The 17,411-nt window shown below is 47.0% G+C and carries 12 protein-coding genes; 8 read left to right on the plus strand and 4 right to left on the minus strand.

The annotated features are described in order from the left end of the window. Positions 1–63 precede the first annotated feature (63 nt). Both GO755_RS08570 and GO755_RS08575 read left to right on the plus strand, forming a co-directional pair. Positions 64–2,274 (plus strand): carbohydrate binding family 9 domain-containing protein, encoded by a 2,211-nt coding sequence (locus tag GO755_RS08570; protein ID WP_317165818.1) that lies wholly within the window; start codon positions 64–66, stop codon positions 2,272–2,274. Positions 2,275–2,372: 98 nt separating this feature from the next. Beyond that, positions 2,373–2,567 (plus strand): hypothetical protein, encoded by a 195-nt coding sequence (locus tag GO755_RS08575; RefSeq protein ID WP_157584344.1) that lies wholly within the window; start codon positions 2,373–2,375, stop codon positions 2,565–2,567. Between the two features lie 111 nt (positions 2,568–2,678). On the opposite strand, the gene GO755_RS08580 is transcribed toward GO755_RS08575, so the two are convergent. The 4 genes from GO755_RS08580 to ligA all read right to left on the minus strand — a co-directional run bounded on the left by GO755_RS08580 (position 2,679) and on the right by ligA (position 8,021). Then, complete coding sequence (locus tag GO755_RS08580; protein WP_157584345.1) at positions 2,679–3,560, minus strand: sugar phosphate isomerase/epimerase family protein; 882 nt, start codon at positions 3,558–3,560, stop codon at positions 2,679–2,681. A gap of 133 nt (positions 3,561–3,693) precedes the next feature. Next, positions 3,694–4,671, minus strand: coding sequence for an aldo/keto reductase (locus tag GO755_RS08585; protein WP_157584346.1), 978 nt, complete (start codon positions 4,669–4,671; stop codon positions 3,694–3,696). Positions 4,672–4,810: 139 nt separating this feature from the next. Next, positions 4,811–5,707 carry a 4-hydroxy-tetrahydrodipicolinate synthase gene (dapA, locus tag GO755_RS08590; protein ID WP_157584347.1) on the minus strand — a complete coding sequence of 299 codons (897 nt, stop codon included), beginning with the start codon at positions 5,705–5,707 and terminating at the stop codon, positions 4,811–4,813. 157 nt (positions 5,708–5,864) lie between these two features. Further along, the gene (gene ligA / locus GO755_RS08595; protein ID WP_157584348.1) at positions 5,865–8,021 is read right to left on the minus strand and encodes an NAD-dependent DNA ligase LigA; all 2,157 of its coding nucleotides are present in this window, start codon (positions 8,019–8,021) and stop codon (positions 5,865–5,867) included. 240 nt (positions 8,022–8,261) lie between these two features. On the opposite strand from ligA, the gene rpe reads away from it, so the two are divergent. The 6 genes from rpe to GO755_RS08625 all read left to right on the plus strand — a co-directional run bounded on the left by rpe (position 8,262) and on the right by GO755_RS08625 (position 17,396). Beyond that, the gene (gene rpe, locus GO755_RS08600) at positions 8,262–8,933 is read left to right on the plus strand and encodes a ribulose-phosphate 3-epimerase (RefSeq protein ID WP_157584349.1); all 672 of its coding nucleotides are present in this window, start codon (positions 8,262–8,264) and stop codon (positions 8,931–8,933) included. A 45-nt stretch (positions 8,934–8,978) separates the two neighbouring features. Then, the gene (locus tag GO755_RS08605) at positions 8,979–10,382 is read left to right on the plus strand and encodes an alpha-amylase family glycosyl hydrolase (RefSeq protein WP_157584350.1); all 1,404 of its coding nucleotides are present in this window, start codon (positions 8,979–8,981) and stop codon (positions 10,380–10,382) included. Between the two features lie 99 nt (positions 10,383–10,481). Then, entirely contained in the window at positions 10,482–12,581 is a 2,100-nt protein-coding gene (locus GO755_RS08610) for an OmpA family protein (RefSeq protein WP_157584351.1), read from the plus strand. A 31-nt stretch (positions 12,582–12,612) separates the two neighbouring features. Further along, complete coding sequence (locus GO755_RS08615; protein WP_157584352.1) at positions 12,613–14,460, plus strand: glycosyltransferase family 39 protein; 1,848 nt, start codon at positions 12,613–12,615, stop codon at positions 14,458–14,460. Between the two features lie 21 nt (positions 14,461–14,481). Further along, the gene (locus GO755_RS08620; RefSeq protein WP_157584353.1) at positions 14,482–15,312 is read left to right on the plus strand and encodes a transketolase; all 831 of its coding nucleotides are present in this window, start codon (positions 14,482–14,484) and stop codon (positions 15,310–15,312) included. 80 nt (positions 15,313–15,392) lie between these two features. Further along, on the plus strand, positions 15,393–17,396 hold the full coding sequence (locus GO755_RS08625; RefSeq protein WP_157584354.1) for an NAD-dependent epimerase/dehydratase family protein: 2,004 nt from the start codon (positions 15,393–15,395) through the stop codon (positions 17,394–17,396). Positions 17,397–17,411 lie beyond the last annotated feature (15 nt).

The raw sequence follows: 17,411 nt of genomic DNA on the forward strand, positions 1-17,411 counted from the left end.
CGCAATGGGGAAAATCTGGCTTACCTTTGCTTTTGTATTAGTCTCCTTAAACATCGTTGCTTGGTGAAATTTTCCTTTGTTCTTTCTATTATTTATCTGTTACTAAGCCACACCGTTCTACTGGCTCAGAAAAAAAACGAGAGTTATCAGCTTCACATCAACCGGGCAACCTCACCGGTTATTATTGATGGTGCCATCGATGAACCCGCCTGGCAGGCAGCCGAAGTAGCCTCTGACTTCTGGATGGTGCTTCCGATGGACACCAGCCGGGCCCGCGTCCGCACCGATGTTCGGATGACCTACGACGACCATAATGTGTACCTGAGCGCTATCTGCTACCACGGCTACGTGGCGGGTCCTTATATGGTCGAATCACTTCGACGCGACTGGGCTTTCCTCAAAAATGACAATTTCATCTTTTTCATGGACACCTTCGACGACCAGACGAACGGCTTCACCTTTGGCACCAATGCCGCTGGAGCTCAATGGGATGGCTTGTTGTATGAAGGCGGAAAAGCAAACCTGAGCTGGGATAATAAATGGACATCGGTCGTTCGTAATTACGAGGACCGTTACGTAATTGAACTAGCCATTCCCTTCAAAACGATTCGATATAAAAAAGGTATTTCCCGCTGGGGTATCAACTTCAGTCGACAGGATTTGAAAACAACCGAGAAATCATCCTGGACGCCCATCCAACGGCAGTTCCCAACGGCCTCGCTGGCTTTAACGGGTGTATTAGTCTGGGATCAGCCACCACCACAACCGGGGCCGAATATTTCTCTTATTCCCTATGCACTGAGTGGTCTTACCCGCGACTACCAAAACAGCGTTCCTACTAAAAGCCGATTGGATGCCGGACTGGACGCCAAAATAGCAGTTACGTCATCACTGAATCTCGACTTGACCGTTAACCCCGACTTTTCGCAAGTAGATGTGGATCAGCAAGTCACGAACCTCGACCGCTACGAACTATTCTTCCCCGAAAAACGGCAGTTCTTTTTAGAGAACGGCGATCAGTTTACCAACTTCGGTTATGCAACGATTCGGCCGTTTTTCAGCCGTCGGATTGGGTTAGGTGGTGTACCGATTCGCTTTGGTGCCCGGCTGAGTGGAAAACTTAATAAAGACTGGCGGATCGGTATCATGGACATGCAAACCGGACGTGTAGATGATACGGGCCTACCCGCCCAGAACTTTGCGGTTGTGGCGCTACAACGGCGAGTATCGGCCCGCTCGAATATTGGGATGATCTTCGTCAATAAAGAGTCGCTGGATTATACACCCAATCCTGACAAACCCCTTTATACCCGCTATAATCGAAATTTAGGACTGGAGTATAACCTGGCTTCGTCGAATAATGTCTGGACGGGGAAAGCGCTGTATGTCAAATCCTTCAGGCCAGATCAACCGGGTAATGATGCTGTATATGCTGCTAATCTACAATACTTTACGCGCCGATGGCTGATTAGTGGGCAAGTAGAATCTATTGGCAAAAACTACACCGCAGAAGCTGGTTACGTGCCTCGTATCGGTTACGAACGGGGCATGGCAACACTCGGCTATACATTTTTACCCACAGGCAGTGGCGTACTTAACCACGGTCCCACGTTGACCTCTACCTACTTTTTCGATCCGGCCTGGAAACAGAGTGATAATGAAAGCATGTTAAGCTATGCCATTACATTCCGTAGCCGAAGCGTATTTACGGCCTGGGTGGCCACCGATTACGTTCGGTTGCTGCAACCATTTGACCCGACCAATACGGGTCGCGAAACACTGGCAACGGGCACAGAACATAACTGGACAGCGTGGGGAACCGATTTTGACTCGAAACCCCAGAGTGTGTTTACCTACGGTTTCTCGTCGCGCTACGGTGGCTATTACGCTAACGGTACCCGATTGAATCTCACCGCCGATCTGGGTTACCGGTTCCAGCCGTATGTTAGTCTGGCTGCCAGCGCGAGTTATAACGACATTCGTTTGCCGCAGCCCTGGGGTGCCACAACCTTCTGGCTTGTTGGCCCCCGCTTCGATTTCACGTTCACCAACAAGCTCTATCTGACCACGTTTGTGCAGTATAACGAGCAGCAAAAAAACATGAACGTCAATGCCCGTATTCAGTGGCGTTACAAGCCCGCATCCGACTTTTTCTTAGTATACACAGATAATTATCTGCCTAATTCTGCGCAGATTGGTCAGGATGTACCGGGGTTCCTATCAGTAAAAAATCGGGCATTGGTACTGAAGTGGACCTACTGGTGGAATCTCTAATTTTCAGGGTTTTAAACAAACTGAATCTGTGTCTGTTTAATTGAAAATCCGCCGAAAAACGAGCGGTTGATTACTACACTAAATTTCAGTCAACGTTTATGAAAACTCTGTTGCGTTTTTTCCCGACGGCTATCGTAGCCTTATTTTTAACCCTATTTCTGACCAGTTGTGAAGCGATAGGCGATATTTTCAAAGCCGGAGCCTGGACAGGTGCCATACTTGTCATTCTGGGTATCGGTCTGGTAATCTGGATTATATCCAAACTCTTTGGTGGAGGGGGTAGTAATTCATAAAAATACTAAGCCTTCAACTAAAAAGACCGAATCCTCACTGGGTTCGGTCTTTTTAGTTGAAGAACTCATTAATCAATAGTCAGAACTTTTCGCCAATAACAAATGGAATCACTAAGCCTTTGCTATCATCCGATCAAATACGGCTCTCTGTTCTTTCATGGATGCAACTTTATCAGCCGGATTAGTATGGCATTCGAGTAATACCCAGCCTTTGTAATTCATGTTTACCAGATTGGTCAGAAGCTCCTGGTAGGGATAGTCGGTCCTATCCAGTTCACGAACATGGCAGGTGGCCCCAAATCGGTTTTTGACTAAGTTGAAATTGTAGGCGAAACCTTTACCATTCAGATCCTGCGGATTGCAATTCCAGCAAATGGTCGCATTCGGATTGTTAGCAAGATCCATAATCTGCTTAATAGCAGGCAGTTCCTGCGTTTCTTCACCATGCACTTCCAGTCTGATCTGTTGCCCAAGGTCAGCACCATATCGAGCAAGCTCATTCAACGATTTACCTATTTGAGTCAGCGTTTTTTCGGTAGGGACTTCTTTATGGAGGGCATTAGGTTTCACTTTTACGCCCGTTCCGCCCACATCGGCACTCAACCGGATAAATTCTTTTGCCCGATCCATAGACGCTTTTAGTTTGTCCTGATCCACAAAATCAAATTGCTGATTTGTTCCAAGCCCAACAAGCTGAACAGGACTATCGACAAATCTTTTTTTAACGTCCAATCGTTGTGCCGCACTCAGTTCAGGCATCACGTTATGGGCATGCTCCACACGTAGTTCTACACCGAGTAGACCCGTATCCGCACAATTCTTAATCAGGGTAGGTAAATCCCAATCTTTACCCCACAAATAGGTAACAAAACCCAACTTTATCGCCGATTTTTCCCGAGCAGACTCACTAGCCAGAATCGGCCCCGAAATAAGGGACACCCCAGCCAGCAAAGAGATTTCTTTCAGGAATGTTTTTCTGTCGATAGTAGCCATTGTCGTTGGAATTGCCCGTTGAATGTATTGGACGTCTACTGAAAAGGGTATTATTTCGCATTGTTACTTATCATAGCAATTCTAGAGGCCTCTGCCAGGTTAAACCTACCGATCATTTTTAATTGCTCTAAACTCAAATTCCCATCACGGGGTGCGGTTGGTAAGCATCTTCCAATTGGTGGATTTCGTCGTCGGAAAGGGTTATAGAAAGAGCGCCAACAGCATCTTCCAGATGCCCCGGTTTGCTGGCTCCAATAATGGGCGCTGTAACAACTGGCTTGGAAAGTAACCAGGCCAGGGCAATCTGCGAAGCAGGGATTCCGCGCGTTTCACCCAGTTTCGTTACCAAGTCAGCAATGGCAAAGTCATCGTCGCGGGCGTACAATTTTTTGCCGAAGGCGTCGGTTTTAGCCCGTTCTGTTTCGTTACGTTCTTTCGAGCGTTTGCCTGTCAACAAACCCCGCGCCAAAGGCGACCAGGGAATAACGGCCACCTTCTGATCCTGGCAAAAGGGCAACATTTCGCGTTCCTCTTCACGATATACCAGGTTATACTGAGGTTGCATCGACACAAATCGGGTCCAGCCATTCAGGTCGGCAGTATATTGGGCCTTGGCAAATTGCCAGGCATACATCGACGACGCACCAATGTATCGGGCTTTTCCGGCTTTGACGACATCGTGAAGCGCTTCCATTGTTTCTTCAATGGGCGTGTTATCATCCCATCGGTGAATCTGGTAAAGATCAACATAATCTGTCCCTAGTCGTTTCAGGCTGGCATCGATGGCGCTCATAATATGCTTACGGGATAAACCCTTGTCGTTAGGGCCGGGGCCCATTGGGTTAAATACTTTAGTCGCCAGCACGATCTCATCGCGGGATGCAAAATCGCGCAGGGCACGGCCAACCACTTCTTCACTGGCTCCAGCCGTATACACATCGGCGGTATCAAAAAAGTTAAATCCCAGTTCCAGGGCTTTCTGAATAAATGGGCGACTTTTTTCTTCATCCAGCGCCCAGGGCCACCGGTCAGTCGGGCGACCGTATGTCATGCAACCCAAGCAAAGTTTAGAAACCATAAGGCCAGTACTACCAAATCGAACGTATTCCATGATGTAAAAAGAGTATTATATTTCGTAAGTTAACCAACTAGAGCAGGCTTGGTTTATCAGGGAGCTTATTGATACTAAAAGCAAAAACCCTCAACTTATTATCTAAGTTGAGGGCCACAATATAGAGTTTTGTTTATTTTTAAGCGACCAGTTCCAGCAAACCATCGCGCTGAAGAACAGCCCGTTGGCGTTCGCTCAGATCATCGGAAGCTTTCATTAATGGCAACCGCACTTCCGCCGAAATCAAGCCAAGAATCTCCAGAACATTTTTAATCCCTACTGGATTTCCTTCTTCATACAATAGCGGATCAATCCGCAGGAAGTGACCAAGTTCTTTTTGTGCAAACGCAAAATCGCCCTGTAATGCAGCTTCGATCATACCACTAAACTTGGCCGGGAATGCGTTAGCAACAACCGACATAACCCCAACTCCCCCAATGCTGATAATGGGTACCCCCTGCACGTCATCACCCGAAATAAGCAGGAAATCATCAGGTTTGTCACGAGCAATTTCCATGCACTGTTCAATCACACACGACGCTTCCTTTACGCCAATGATGTTTGGGTGTTGGGCCAATTCACAGATCGTTTCGGCAGTCATATTGATACCCGTACGAAAGGGAATATTATATAGGATAACGGGTACTGGACTCGCATCAGCAATACGCGTAAAGTGTTCAATGACACCCCGTTTCCCAGGTTTATTATAGTATGGGCAAACCGATAGAATAGCATCGACACCTTCAAAATCAATGTCTTTCATGCCAGATACAACGTCGGTAGTAACATTGCCGCCCACTCCAAATACGATGGGCAATTTCTTCGGATTATTTTCCTTAAGGTATTGCAACAACTGTTTCTTTTCCTGCTTTGTCACCGTAGGCGATTCGCCAGTAGTGCCCTGCAGGACGATGTAACGAACACCTCCGTCGGAGATGTGCCGAACGATGCGGCCGAAGCCGTCGTAGTCAATCGATAGATCGGCATTGAAAGGTGTCACAATGGCAACACCTACGCCATGGAATTTAGTATCCATTAGAAGAAACAGGAATATAATATTCTGGCAAAGTTACGGGAATTTACTGGGGAGTTATTGCTTCGTAATAACTTGAGATTAGTCTTTTGGCGAAAAAGTTGCTTCCATAGCAAGGTGGGGTTGTAAGTAAAGATAGCGAATTTAGTTTCGATACGCCTTATACCTCCAGCATTGCAAGAAACTCATCTTCACCAATCATCGGCACATTGAGCTTTTGCGCTTTATCGACCTTCGATGGCCCGGCATTTTCACCCACAATCAAATAGTTCAGTTTTTTGGAAATGCCGCTAAGGAGTCTGCCTCCATTAGCCTCAATACGGTTTTCGAGTTCTTCGCGGCTGAAATTGGCGAATGTGCCCGTGTACAGAAATGTCTTTCCTGCCAGTGCATCGCCCTCACGTTCTACAACTTTTTTCTCACCTTCAAACTGCAACCCAGCTGTCCGCAATTGCTCAACGAACACTCGATTGTAATCATCCGCGAACCAGGCAACCACACTCTCGGCAATACGCGGGCCTGTATCCGGCACGGCCAGTAATTCCTCCTGGCTGGCTTTCATAATTGCGTCCATCGATCCGAAATAATCAGCTAATTTTTCGGCAGTCGTATTGCCAACATAGCGGATACCCAGCGCAAACAGCACATTTTGAAAAGGCTGTGCCTTTGACCGCTCAATGGCGGTCAGAATATTCTCAACGGTTTTCTCCCGAAAGCTAACGACCCGTTTTTTGCCGATCTCTTCCGGTCCGCCGTCGCGGTCTAGGAATACTTTCTCAAGACCCAGCAGTTGCTCGCTGGTTAGTGAATAGAGATCGGCGGGTGTTTCAACTAAGCCTTTGTCAATGAGCATCTCAATTTTACCTTCGCCAAGGCTCTCGATGTTCATGGCACGGCGCTGGATAAAATGCTCGAATCGGGTCTGCCGTTGGGGTGGGCAACCACGCTCATTGGGACAATAATGATTCGCTTCTCCTTCCTTACGAATCAAGGGCGTGCCACAAGCCGGGCAGGTTGTTGGGTAGATAATGGGTTGGCTTTGGTCAGTTCGGCGGTTAAGATCTACGCCAGTAATTTTCGGAATAATTTCTCCCCCTTTCTCTACAAACACCGTATCATAAAGCCGAACGCCCAACCGCTCAATTTCATTGGCATTGTGCAAGGATGCGCGCTTTACAGTCGTTCCGGCCAGTAGCACGGGCGTGAGCAAGGCTACGGGGGTAACAGATCCTGTTCGACCAACCTGGTATCGAATGCCAGTCAAAACTGTGCTGGCAGCTAGTGCTTTGTATTTAAAGGAAATGGCCCATCTCGGGCTTTTGGCGGTATATCCTAATTCACGTTGCTGGTCATACCGATTCACCTTAATAACAATCCCATCCGTACCAAGCGGTAAGGTAAACCGTTTCTCCTCCCATTGGTTGATGTAGCGCATCACGTCCTGAATGTCGGCGCATTTCTGCCAGGTTTGCGAGACATTGAAACCCCATTGCTTCATCGCAATCAGGCTTTCTTCATGCGTCTTAAACACTTCCTGGTCCGATAAAAATGAGTACACATAACAGTCAAGTCTACGCTTGGCCACGGCTCCCGAGTCCTGCTGCTTAAACGTACCCGAAGCAGCATTACGGGGATTAGCCAGGAGGGGTTCACCAATGTCTTCGCGCTCTTTATTAATCCGCTCAAACTCAGCAAGCGGCAAAAAGCCTTCACCTCGCACTTCGAAAAGCGCAGGGAGCTCGGAGCTCGGAGCAAGGGGGATTTCTGCGCCAAAGTCAATAGCAACCTGCCCTTTGGATTTCTCTCCGTTCCGAGCCCCTTGCTCCCCGCTACCTGCTACCTGCCCAACGCGCAGTGGCACCGTGCGAATTGTCCGGATATTATTCGTGATATCATCACCACGAATACCATCTCCACGTGTAGCGCCCTGCACCAGCAAGCCGTTTTCGTAGGTCATACTCAGCGCCACGCCATCGAATTTAAGTTCACAGATGTACTCATAGGCCTGGCCGTTCAATCCTTTCTGCACCCGTTTATCAAATTCAATCAGATCTTCTTCAGAATATGTATTACCTAGAGATAGCATCGGGAAACGGTGATAGACCGTCGCAAATTCCTTGCTGATTGTCCCCCCAACACGGGTAGTTGGTGATTCAGGGTAACGAAATTCGGGATATTGCTTCTCGAGCTCGGCCAATTCGGCCAGGAGTTGATCGAATGTGAAGTCATCTACCTCCGAAACACTATTCTGGTAGTATTGGTGGGTATAATAATTCAGGCGATCGGTTAATTCGGCAATGCGCTCCTGGGGTGTCATATATTGAATATCAATGAATTACGAAAGTCTATTAGGCAAAAAAGGCACGTTCAGTATCCAATCTGACCGATTGCTCATAATGTAGAATCAGTAGTTGTTTAATCGGCAATATTGGGTTTGTTTCCGCGTTCAAGCAAAAAAACGTTAGTTTTACAGGATAAAAAAATAAGTAACTGACAACGGCGACTGACTAAGTCTTTCTTTTTCAATCGATTGATTTTTCGGGACAACAGAACAACCATGAATCAGCCTTTTATTGCCCCTTCGCTACTAGCCGCCGACTTTGCTAACCTGCAAAAGGAACTGGATTTAATAAACCGCAGCGAAGCCGATTATCTTCATTTCGATGTGATGGATGGTTTGTTCGTTCCTAATATCTCCTTTGGCTTTCCTCTGTTAGAAACGGCCCGAAAATATTGTCAGAAACCGTTGGATGTACACCTGATGATTGTGCAACCGGAGCGTTACCTGGAGGCTTTTGCCGAAGGAGGAGCATCGGTTATTCATGTACATTATGAAGCCTGCACGCATTTGCACCGAACACTGACCCGCATCCGCGAATTAGGCTGTCGGGCAGGTGTGGCGCTAAATCCGCACACACCCATTTCCGGGCTTGAAGACGTACTGGAGCAGATCGATGTTATTTTAATCATGTCCGTCAATCCTGGTTTTGGAGGGCAATCGTTTATACCGCATACAATTCAGAAAGTAACGAAGTTAAAACAATTACTAACAGCAAATCGCTCGGCTGCTCTGATTGAAATTGACGGAGGGGTCAGCGAGAAAAATGCGCAAATTCTACTCAATGCTGGAGCCGATGTGCTGGTAGCGGGCAATTCTGTTTTCAGGGCTAGCGATCCACTGGAAGCGATCCGTCAATTAAAAAATAGCAGCTTGCCTTTAGTGGCCTGATGCATTCCTTAACTCTTTATTTAATTGACCCAGTAGGCATCATCCATGAAGAAACTATATCTGGCTATTTTGTTCAGTTCGCTCCTCCTGACAACAGCCTGTCGCACTACCTCACAGAATCAAACTGAAGCCCAATCTTCTGATACAACTGCACTAGCTGCTCCACATGCGCCAGATTGGGCTAAAAATGCGACGATTTATGAAATCAATGTGCGCCAATTTTCGCCAAAAGGTGATTTTAAAGCAATAGAAGCGCAGTTGCCGCGCCTAAAAGAAATGGGCGTAGATATTATCTGGCTGATGCCGATTTACCCAATTAGTCAGGATACAACCAAAAAAACACTGATTAGTCCTTATGCCATAACCGATTTTAAAACGGTAAATTCAGACTATGGCACGCTGGCCGACTTCAAAACGTTGGTCAATCGGGCGCATGCTCTGGGCCTGCGCGTTATTCTGGACTGGGTTGCCAGCCATACGGCCCAGGATCACAATTGGGTGAAAGAACATCCCGACTGGTATACGCTGAAAAAGGGGAAAATGGTTTCTCCTAATACACCAAAAACTAGCAAACCAACCGGCTGGGCCAGCGTAGTTGAACTTAATTACGAAAACCCGGCTATGCGTAAAGCCATGACTGAAGCAATGGAGTATTGGCTCAAGGAAACCGACATTGATGGGTATCGTTGCAACGCAGCAGGTTATGTTCCAAATACTTTCTGGGCCGAGCTTCGCCCCCAGTTAGATAAAATCAAGACCGTATTCATGCTATCGGAATGGGAAGACGATCCTGAACAATTTCGAAAGTGTTTCAATATGAACTACAGTTGGACCATGTACAACATGATGAAGTCCATAGCTGCTGGTGCTCGTACTGTCGATAAAATTGATTCATTGCGTGAGGTAAACCAGAAACGGTTTCCAATCTGGTACTACCAAATGTTATTTACTCAGAATCACGATGAAAATACCCATAATGGCACCCTGGAGGAATCATTCGGACCAGGGGCTGATGCATTCATCGTATTGAGTAGTACACTCGAAGGCATGCCGCTGGTTTATAACGGTATGGAGTCGAACCTGAATAAACGGTTAGCTATGTTTGAGAAAGACACCATTTCATGGGGTAATTATGCCAAAAGTGATTTCTTCAAAACGCTACTCACGCTTAAACACCGAAACCGGGCACTTTGGAATGGTCTGGCGGGTGGAAAAGCCGTAAAAATCATGACCGACCATGACGACAAGGTATATGCCTTTCACCGGCAGCGTGACAACGACCGTGTTGTCGTCATACTCAACCTGAGCGGACAGCCCCAAACGGTTCGCTTATCAGACGACGGGTTTGCAGGTACGTACACAGAGATATTCAGCCATCAACCTGTCGAATTGAAACCTGAAATGGCTGTAACACTCAAACCATGGGAATATCGCGTGCTCACTAACTAAGTTTTCTTAGCCGATGGCACTATGAGTATGCAATTCTGTGTTTAACATTGCAACTATTGCCATAAAAATCAGTCTATATTACTCACCGTTTAGTCATTTATGCAAGTCTGGAGCATTTTGGCGGGCATATTGGTTGGCATGGCCAGTTCGATTGGCTTAGCCCAATCGACTGATGCGCAACAGCGAGCCGCCAGCCCTACGAATGTCCCGGCTACTGAAAAAAACACCCTTCAATGGGCAAGTCGGGTAGTGGGTGTGTCGTCAGAGAAAAAAGGCGAACCCACTGGCGAACAATATAAAGCCTCTCAGGCACTTGGCCGCCCGAGCAAAATTCCTGAAATGGGTGAAAGCCCCTGTGCCTGGGCACCCTTTTACGCCGATGGCACTGCCGACGAGTGGATTCAGGTAGGGTTTGAAACTCCAATGCAGGCCCGGCAAATTGTAGTGGCTGAGAATGTAAATCCAGGAGCAGTCGTAAAAGTCATTGTTATCGATCAGAAAGGCAAAGAGCACTCTGTTTATCAAGCAACCAGCGTACAGGCGCGCCAGGACCCACTCCTGCGAATTTTCCCGAAAGATTCGGCTTATCTATGCACCCAAATCAAAGTTGTGATCAATGGTGCTGCTCTGAAAGGGATGAATCAAATTGATGCCATTGGCATTTCGGAGGACACGAAACCAGTTACTGTTGGCATCAATGTATCGAAAAATACTCCTAAGGATATTCAAAAGGAAAATCTCGGCAAAACAGTAAACTCACCCGGTCAGGAAGTAGCCCCCGTTATCTCTCCCGACGGAAAGACGCTCTACTTTACCCGGAACTTCAACAAAGCGAATATGGGTGCCCCTGATCGTCAGGATGTCTGGTACTCCACGCTCGAATCTGCATCAAACGGTAATCCGCCTGGCTGGAGTGAAGCCGTTAATATTGGACCACCCATCAACAATACGGGCGACAATGCCATTAGCGGAATGGCTCCCGATGGACGTACAGCTTACCTCATCAATGTGTATCGTCCCGATGGAGGCATGTCGTTTGGCATTTCTAAATCCATCCGTACCAAAGCGGGATGGTCGCAACCGGTTGAGTGTCGGATTGCCAACAATTATAACCTGCACGAAAAAAACCAGCTGGAATTTTGCGTCTCGCCCGATGGAAAAGCAATAATTCTGGCCGTGCAACGAAAAGATACACGCGGCAACCGAGACCTGTACGTTTCGCTTCAGAAATCAGATAATACCTGGTCAGAACCGGTATCCTTAGGTGGTGTTGTGAACACTGCCGAATTTGAAAGTTCGCCTTTTCTGGCTGCCGACGGCCGGACACTCTATTTTACATCGGCTGGCCATCCTGGTTTTGGCAATGGCGACATTTTTGTCAGCCGACGACAGGATGACTCCTGGGGCAACTGGAGCGAACCCGAAAATCTCGGCCCAGCTATCAATACTGCCGAATGGGATGGTTATTTCACCATTCCGGCTTCGGGCGATTTCGCGTATCTAAGCTCTCGGGCCGGTTCGCTGGGCGAAGATGATATCTTTCGGTTAAAATTGTTCCCTGCAATAAAGCCTGATCCAGTTGCCATTATATCAGGGCAGGTATTAGATTCTCAAAGCAAAAAACCGATTGCCTCAGAAGTTGCATCAGGCTTGTTCGGCGACACGAAAGAGATTTCGAAAGTGGATTTCAATCCCGAAACGGGTGAATATAAAATGATTCTGCCAACCCAGAAAACCTATAATCTGAAAGCCCGAAAAGAAGGTTATTTCACAACAACTGAAGTCCTGGATTTAAGCAAAGACAAACGATTTCGTGATATTCGACGCAACCTGTATCTGGTAAAAATTGAGCCAGGGCAAAAAATCGTTATGCGGGAAGTATTGTTTCAGCAGAGTCAGTTTACCCTACTTCCGGGTGCTAATTCAGAGCTGGATCAGGTAGTTTCTATGCTGGAAAAGTACCCATCTATGGAACTGCTAATCGAAGGTCATACAGACAATCAGGGCGATTGGGAGCCTAATATGAAGCTTTCTGAAGATCGCGTCCGGGTTGTAAAAGAGTACCTGACCAGCAAAGGAATTACCGAAAAACGTATTCAAACCAAGGCATGGGGACCTAGTAAACCCGTTGCCAGCAATGAAACCGAAGAGAAGCGAAAACAAAACCGGCGCGTAGAATTCACGATCCTCAAGCTATGAGAACCCGGATTTTGCGCGTAGTTTTGGCCCAATGTCTGTTCAGTTATCCCGCAATTGCCTGATTTTGCTAGGTGCCTTATTGGTACTAGCGCTAGGACTTCGCCTGTATCGAGTTGGTACGTACGGTATTTATTTCGACGAGAAATCGACACTGCTCATTAGCCAGGGCGTTTGCCTTGAAGGTGCTAATCAGAAAGATGTTTTTAGCAAACCGTACTTTACACCCGCTGAATTCTGGAAGCCCAAAACAATAAACGACTTTATTGAAGCCGATATTCGGGGCGATATTGGCAATAGCCCCGCCTACTATGGCGTATTATGGCTATGGCTAAAGGTATTTGGATTAAGTGATGCCTCTCTTCGGATGCCATCGGTAATCTTTAGCGTCCTGATTGTCTGGCTACTATTTGTATTTGTCCGTCGACATTTTCTACCCGAAAAACGCGATGTTGGACCAAGTAATCCCAACTCCCTTACTTCGGTTGAGAAACTAGCCTTGGCAAGTGCAGCCATCGCTACCATTGAGCCGTTTTTTGTGGCCTATAGCCACATCGCCCGCAATTATTCCATGACGTTTTTTCTGACGTTACTGGCCACACATATCTTTCTGCTTATTCAGGAGCGAATTCGTTCATCAACCCGAAATTCACTCAGTTCGGTCACTCCTTCCCTACCCTGGCTTTATCTTGCCTACGGTGCTGTTTTTGTGACGGCGGTCTTATCCCATTATTTAGCGATCACGGTTTTTCTATGTCATGGGCTCTATGCGCTCCTTTACCTCCGAAATAGTCGAGCCTGGGTTACGTTGGGCTTAACAGCCGCTGTAGGTTTAGGGCTTATTTCGTTATGGTTCTTTTTTGGCGGAGGAACGTACACATTTTATATTCTGGAAGAACAAAAGAATTTTTACCGGAATCTGGCGCTCACGAATCCCCTGAATAATGGTTTCGGGATAATTCTACCCGCTACTATTCCGAATATTACGGTTCGGGCCATCCCCGTTTTCTCTGACTTATTTATTATCACAAACGGACTTAGCCAAACTTTGTCCAACATTCAAAATTCGTTGCTAGCATTAGGGTTGGGAGTAAGTTCAACACTGGTTATGCATCGGTACTTCTCGACATCAAAACCACCAGTCTGGGTTTATGCCGCCGTAACGGTACTTCTACTGGCAGGCATACCATTTTATACGATGCAACCCGCTCGGCTGCTGGTTCTATCGATAGCCATACCCTTTGTTTATCTCATCGCTCGCTATGTAATCGACCAAACGGATACTTATCAAAAACGATTCGTTGTTCTTTTAGTGCTACTAGCTTTTATCCCAACACTATTCCTGCTGTTTATGGCCTGGCGATCGGGCCATACGTACGGCATTACGCAACGTTATTCGGGATTTTCATTTCCCTATGTCTGCATTTTAGTGGCACTGGGATTATACCAGCTAACGAGTCTCCGCTGGTGGTTCAGTCTACCCATTGCAGCTGTACTGTTGATTCAGACAGGTCACATTGCTCTTACTTTGGGCAATATTTATGCCGATACGTCGCCTAAATACACGCTTTTTGGCACTCCCCGAATTGCAAATCCTTACCAATCATCGGCCCAACAATTGACACAACTCTATGCGCCAGGCGATACTATTCTCTACCCGAATAAAAAGCGGATCATCTTCTCGAAGAAAAATGACACAACCTTCTCACCCGTATCGCTTTACGACGCTCAATTAGTGAATGTTTATCTGCCCAAAGATGCACATTACATTCAGCGTGTTGACCCGAACGAAAGGGATCGGATTGTCCTTGTAAAAGGGAATTCAGATAAAAAAATTACTATTTTTGATTTTCAAGGCAATACATTTCGCTATGGCGATTAGGCCATTACGCATCAATCAACCATGACGTCAACAACAGAAATCACCGACTTGCAAACCCTTCAGGGACAACTGAGACTCAAAATACTGAGCCTCTACAACCAGGCTCATGCCGGTCATATTGGTTGTTCATTGAGCTGTGTAGACCTAATGATTGCTACGCTTGTCCTTCGCAAACGGGAACAGGATACTTTTCTGCTCTCGAAAGGCCACGCAGCAGCTTCACTCTATGTATGCCTGAACCATTTGGGTGAGATTTCAGACGAAGTCCTGGCCACTTATTACCTAAATGGCACAACCCTACCCGCCCACCCTGCTCCTAATCAGCATAAAGGCATTCCGTTTGCTACTGGTTCGTTGGGGCATGGGCTACCCATTGGCTCGGGTATGGCACAGGCGGGTAAACTTATGGGCGATGATTCCCGCGTGTTCGTTCTGATGTCGGATGGAGAGACGAACGAAGGAACAACCTGGGAAGCGGCTCATTTTGCTATTCAGCATGAACTGGATAACCTGATTGTTCTGGTTGACAAAAATGGATTGCAGGGCTTCGGCCAGACGGCGGATGTGCTGGGTGATACGGCAGATGTTCAGACCTGGAACGCCATTGGTTTTGAGACTGTAGTTGTCGATGGCCATAACATTGACGAGCTATTGGTTACAATTGACCGATTAACAGCTACTCCAAATGGAAAGCCTAAACTTGTAATTGCCAAAACGGTAAAAGGAAAAGGCGTTTCCTATATGGAAAATCGGCTCGAATGGCACTATCTGCCCATGACAGATGCCCAGTATGAGCAAGCCAACGCCGATGTAAATGAGCGTTATTTACACTTAAACACTACTGAAGCGTAGGCGTTAATCGGTTACCGTTTCCTATAAAACTGCCTATTAAAGCAGGCATATCCGTCTTTTGCTGTAATATTGCGGCCTGAATGAATCAGTCTGCCCCCAATTTGCTACCTACTGATAGTACACGACTCAAGGGTCCCATTGTTGTTTTTGGAGCCAGTGGCTTCATTGGCGCTAACCTATTTGAGCAACTCTTCCGCGTCCGCAAGGATGTGTACGCGCTGACCCACGATGCCACCAAAGCCTGGCGTCTTAAACTGTTAGATGTCCCTGCCGAAAACATCGTTCACTGCGATATTTTGTCCAATACATCTGTGCAGGATGTTTTTGGGAAGATCAAGCCAAAAACGATTTTCAATCTGGCAGCCTACGGTGCCTATAGCAAGCAGAAAAATGTTGGACTGACCTACGAAACAAACGTTCTGGGAACGGTCAACATTCTCGAAAACTGTACGTCCGATATGGTTTATATCCATGCAGGCAGTAGTTCGGAATATGGCTTTAACTGCACCGCCCCTAAGGAAACTGATCGCGTAGAACCTAACAGTCACTATGCTGTTTCAAAAGTATCGGCGGCTTATACGCTTGAGTATTACGCTAAAGTCCACCAGCTTAATACCCTTAACCTACGTCTTTACTCCATTTACGGTGGCTGGGAAGAGCCTGACCGGCTTATTCCCCGGCTTGTTGAAGAGAATCGAAAAGGGCAGTTGCCTCCGCTTGTATCGCCAGATATCAGTCGTGATTTCGTTTATGTAGACGATTGTATAAATGCGTTTGTACAGGCAGCTCTTCACGTCAATTCCGAAATTCGTGGGCGATCCTATAACATTGCGACGGGCAAAAAAACGACCATGCGTGAGCTGGTCGATGTGGCCCGGCAAACCTTCGGGCTAACCCAGGAACCCGTTTGGGGTAGTATGACCAATCGCAACTGGGACCTCTCCGACTGGTATGGTGACCCAACCGCTGCTGAGGTCGACCTGGATTGGAAAGCCACTACATCTCTCAGCGACGGCCTACGCCAAACTGCCGACTGGCAGATAGCCCATCAGTACGAAAGCAGGGTAATTCCCGCCTTTCAAAAGCCTACGCTCAACCCCGTCATTTCGCCCATTATTGCCTGCTATAAAGATGCTCAGGCAATTCCGTATATGTACGAACGCTTGGTGAAGACCTTCAATGAGATGAAGGTTCGGTACGAAATCATTTTTGTGAATGATAACTCACCGGACAATACCGACGAAGTGCTTAATGAAATTTGCGCTAAAGACCCAAACGTAATTGCCATCAAGCATTCGCGTAATTTCGGTTCGCAATCGGCGTTTTTGAGCGGTATGGAGATCGCTACGGGCGACGCGGTAGTACTCATGGACGGCGACTTACAGGACCCGCCCGAAATAATTCCGAAGTTTTACGAAAAGTGGCAACAGGGGTTCGATGTCGTGTACGGAGTTCGGGTACAACGAGAAATGCCTGCACACGTTCACTTTTTCTACAAACAGTTTTATCGGCTTTTCAAACGGACAGCTTATATCAATATCCCGGTCGATGCCGGTGATTTTTCGATCATTGACCGAAAAGTGGTCCGTGAACTGGTTAACCTTCCCGAAACAGAGCAATTCCTGCGTGGGCTACGGGCGTGGGTTGGATTCAAACAAACGGGGGTAGATTATGTACGTCCTGAACGCATGTTTGGCGTATCAACCAACAATTGGACCAAGAACATCTGGTGGGCGAAAAAGGCAATTTTCTCGTTTAGTTTTGCTCCATTGGAGTTAATGACCTACGCAGGCTTTGTCCTGACGGGTCTATCCATGTTAGGTATTATCTGGCAGATTGTTGCCCGGCTCTTCAACTTCGACCCGAATACCCCTTATGGGCTCTCGACCGTTATTATTCTGGTTACGTTCTTTGGTGGAATCAACTTACTGGGCATCTCGTTTTTAGGAGAGTATATCAGCAAGATATTTGAGGAAACGAAAAAACGCCCGAAATTTATCCGTACGATGGTTCGCAAGGGAGATCGAATTTATAAAACTGCAGCAGAGATCAGCACGATGATCGAGCAGCGAAAAAGTAAGTAAATTTATGTATGATGT

Origin of the sequence: Spirosoma arboris (assembly GCF_009754945.1) — a bacterium.
Classification (GTDB): domain Bacteria; phylum Bacteroidota; class Bacteroidia; order Cytophagales; family Spirosomataceae; genus Spirosoma; species Spirosoma arboris.

Coding starts and splice junctions, on each gene's coding strand:
- GO755_RS08585 (WP_157584346.1), bottom strand. CDS start 4,671: ATGGAATACGTTCGATTTGGTAGTACTGGCCTTATGGTTTCTAAACTT.
- ligA (WP_157584348.1), bottom strand. CDS start 8,021: ATGACACCCCAGGAGCGCATTGCCGAATTAACCGATCGCCTGAATTAT.
- GO755_RS08580 (WP_157584345.1), bottom strand. CDS start 3,560: ATGGCTACTATCGACAGAAAAACATTCCTGAAAGAAATCTCTTTGCTG.
- GO755_RS08615 (WP_157584352.1), top strand. CDS start 12,613: ATGTCTGTTCAGTTATCCCGCAATTGCCTGATTTTGCTAGGTGCCTTA.
- GO755_RS08605 (WP_157584350.1), top strand. CDS start 8,979: ATGAAGAAACTATATCTGGCTATTTTGTTCAGTTCGCTCCTCCTGACA.
- GO755_RS08575 (WP_157584344.1), top strand. CDS start 2,373: ATGAAAACTCTGTTGCGTTTTTTCCCGACGGCTATCGTAGCCTTATTT.
- GO755_RS08610 (WP_157584351.1), top strand. CDS start 10,482: ATGCAAGTCTGGAGCATTTTGGCGGGCATATTGGTTGGCATGGCCAGT.
- rpe (WP_157584349.1), top strand. CDS start 8,262: ATGAATCAGCCTTTTATTGCCCCTTCGCTACTAGCCGCCGACTTTGCT.
- GO755_RS08620 (WP_157584353.1), top strand. CDS start 14,482: ATGACGTCAACAACAGAAATCACCGACTTGCAAACCCTTCAGGGACAA.
- GO755_RS08625 (WP_157584354.1), top strand. CDS start 15,393: ATGAATCAGTCTGCCCCCAATTTGCTACCTACTGATAGTACACGACTC.
- dapA (WP_157584347.1), bottom strand. CDS start 5,707: ATGGATACTAAATTCCATGGCGTAGGTGTTGCCATTGTGACACCTTTC.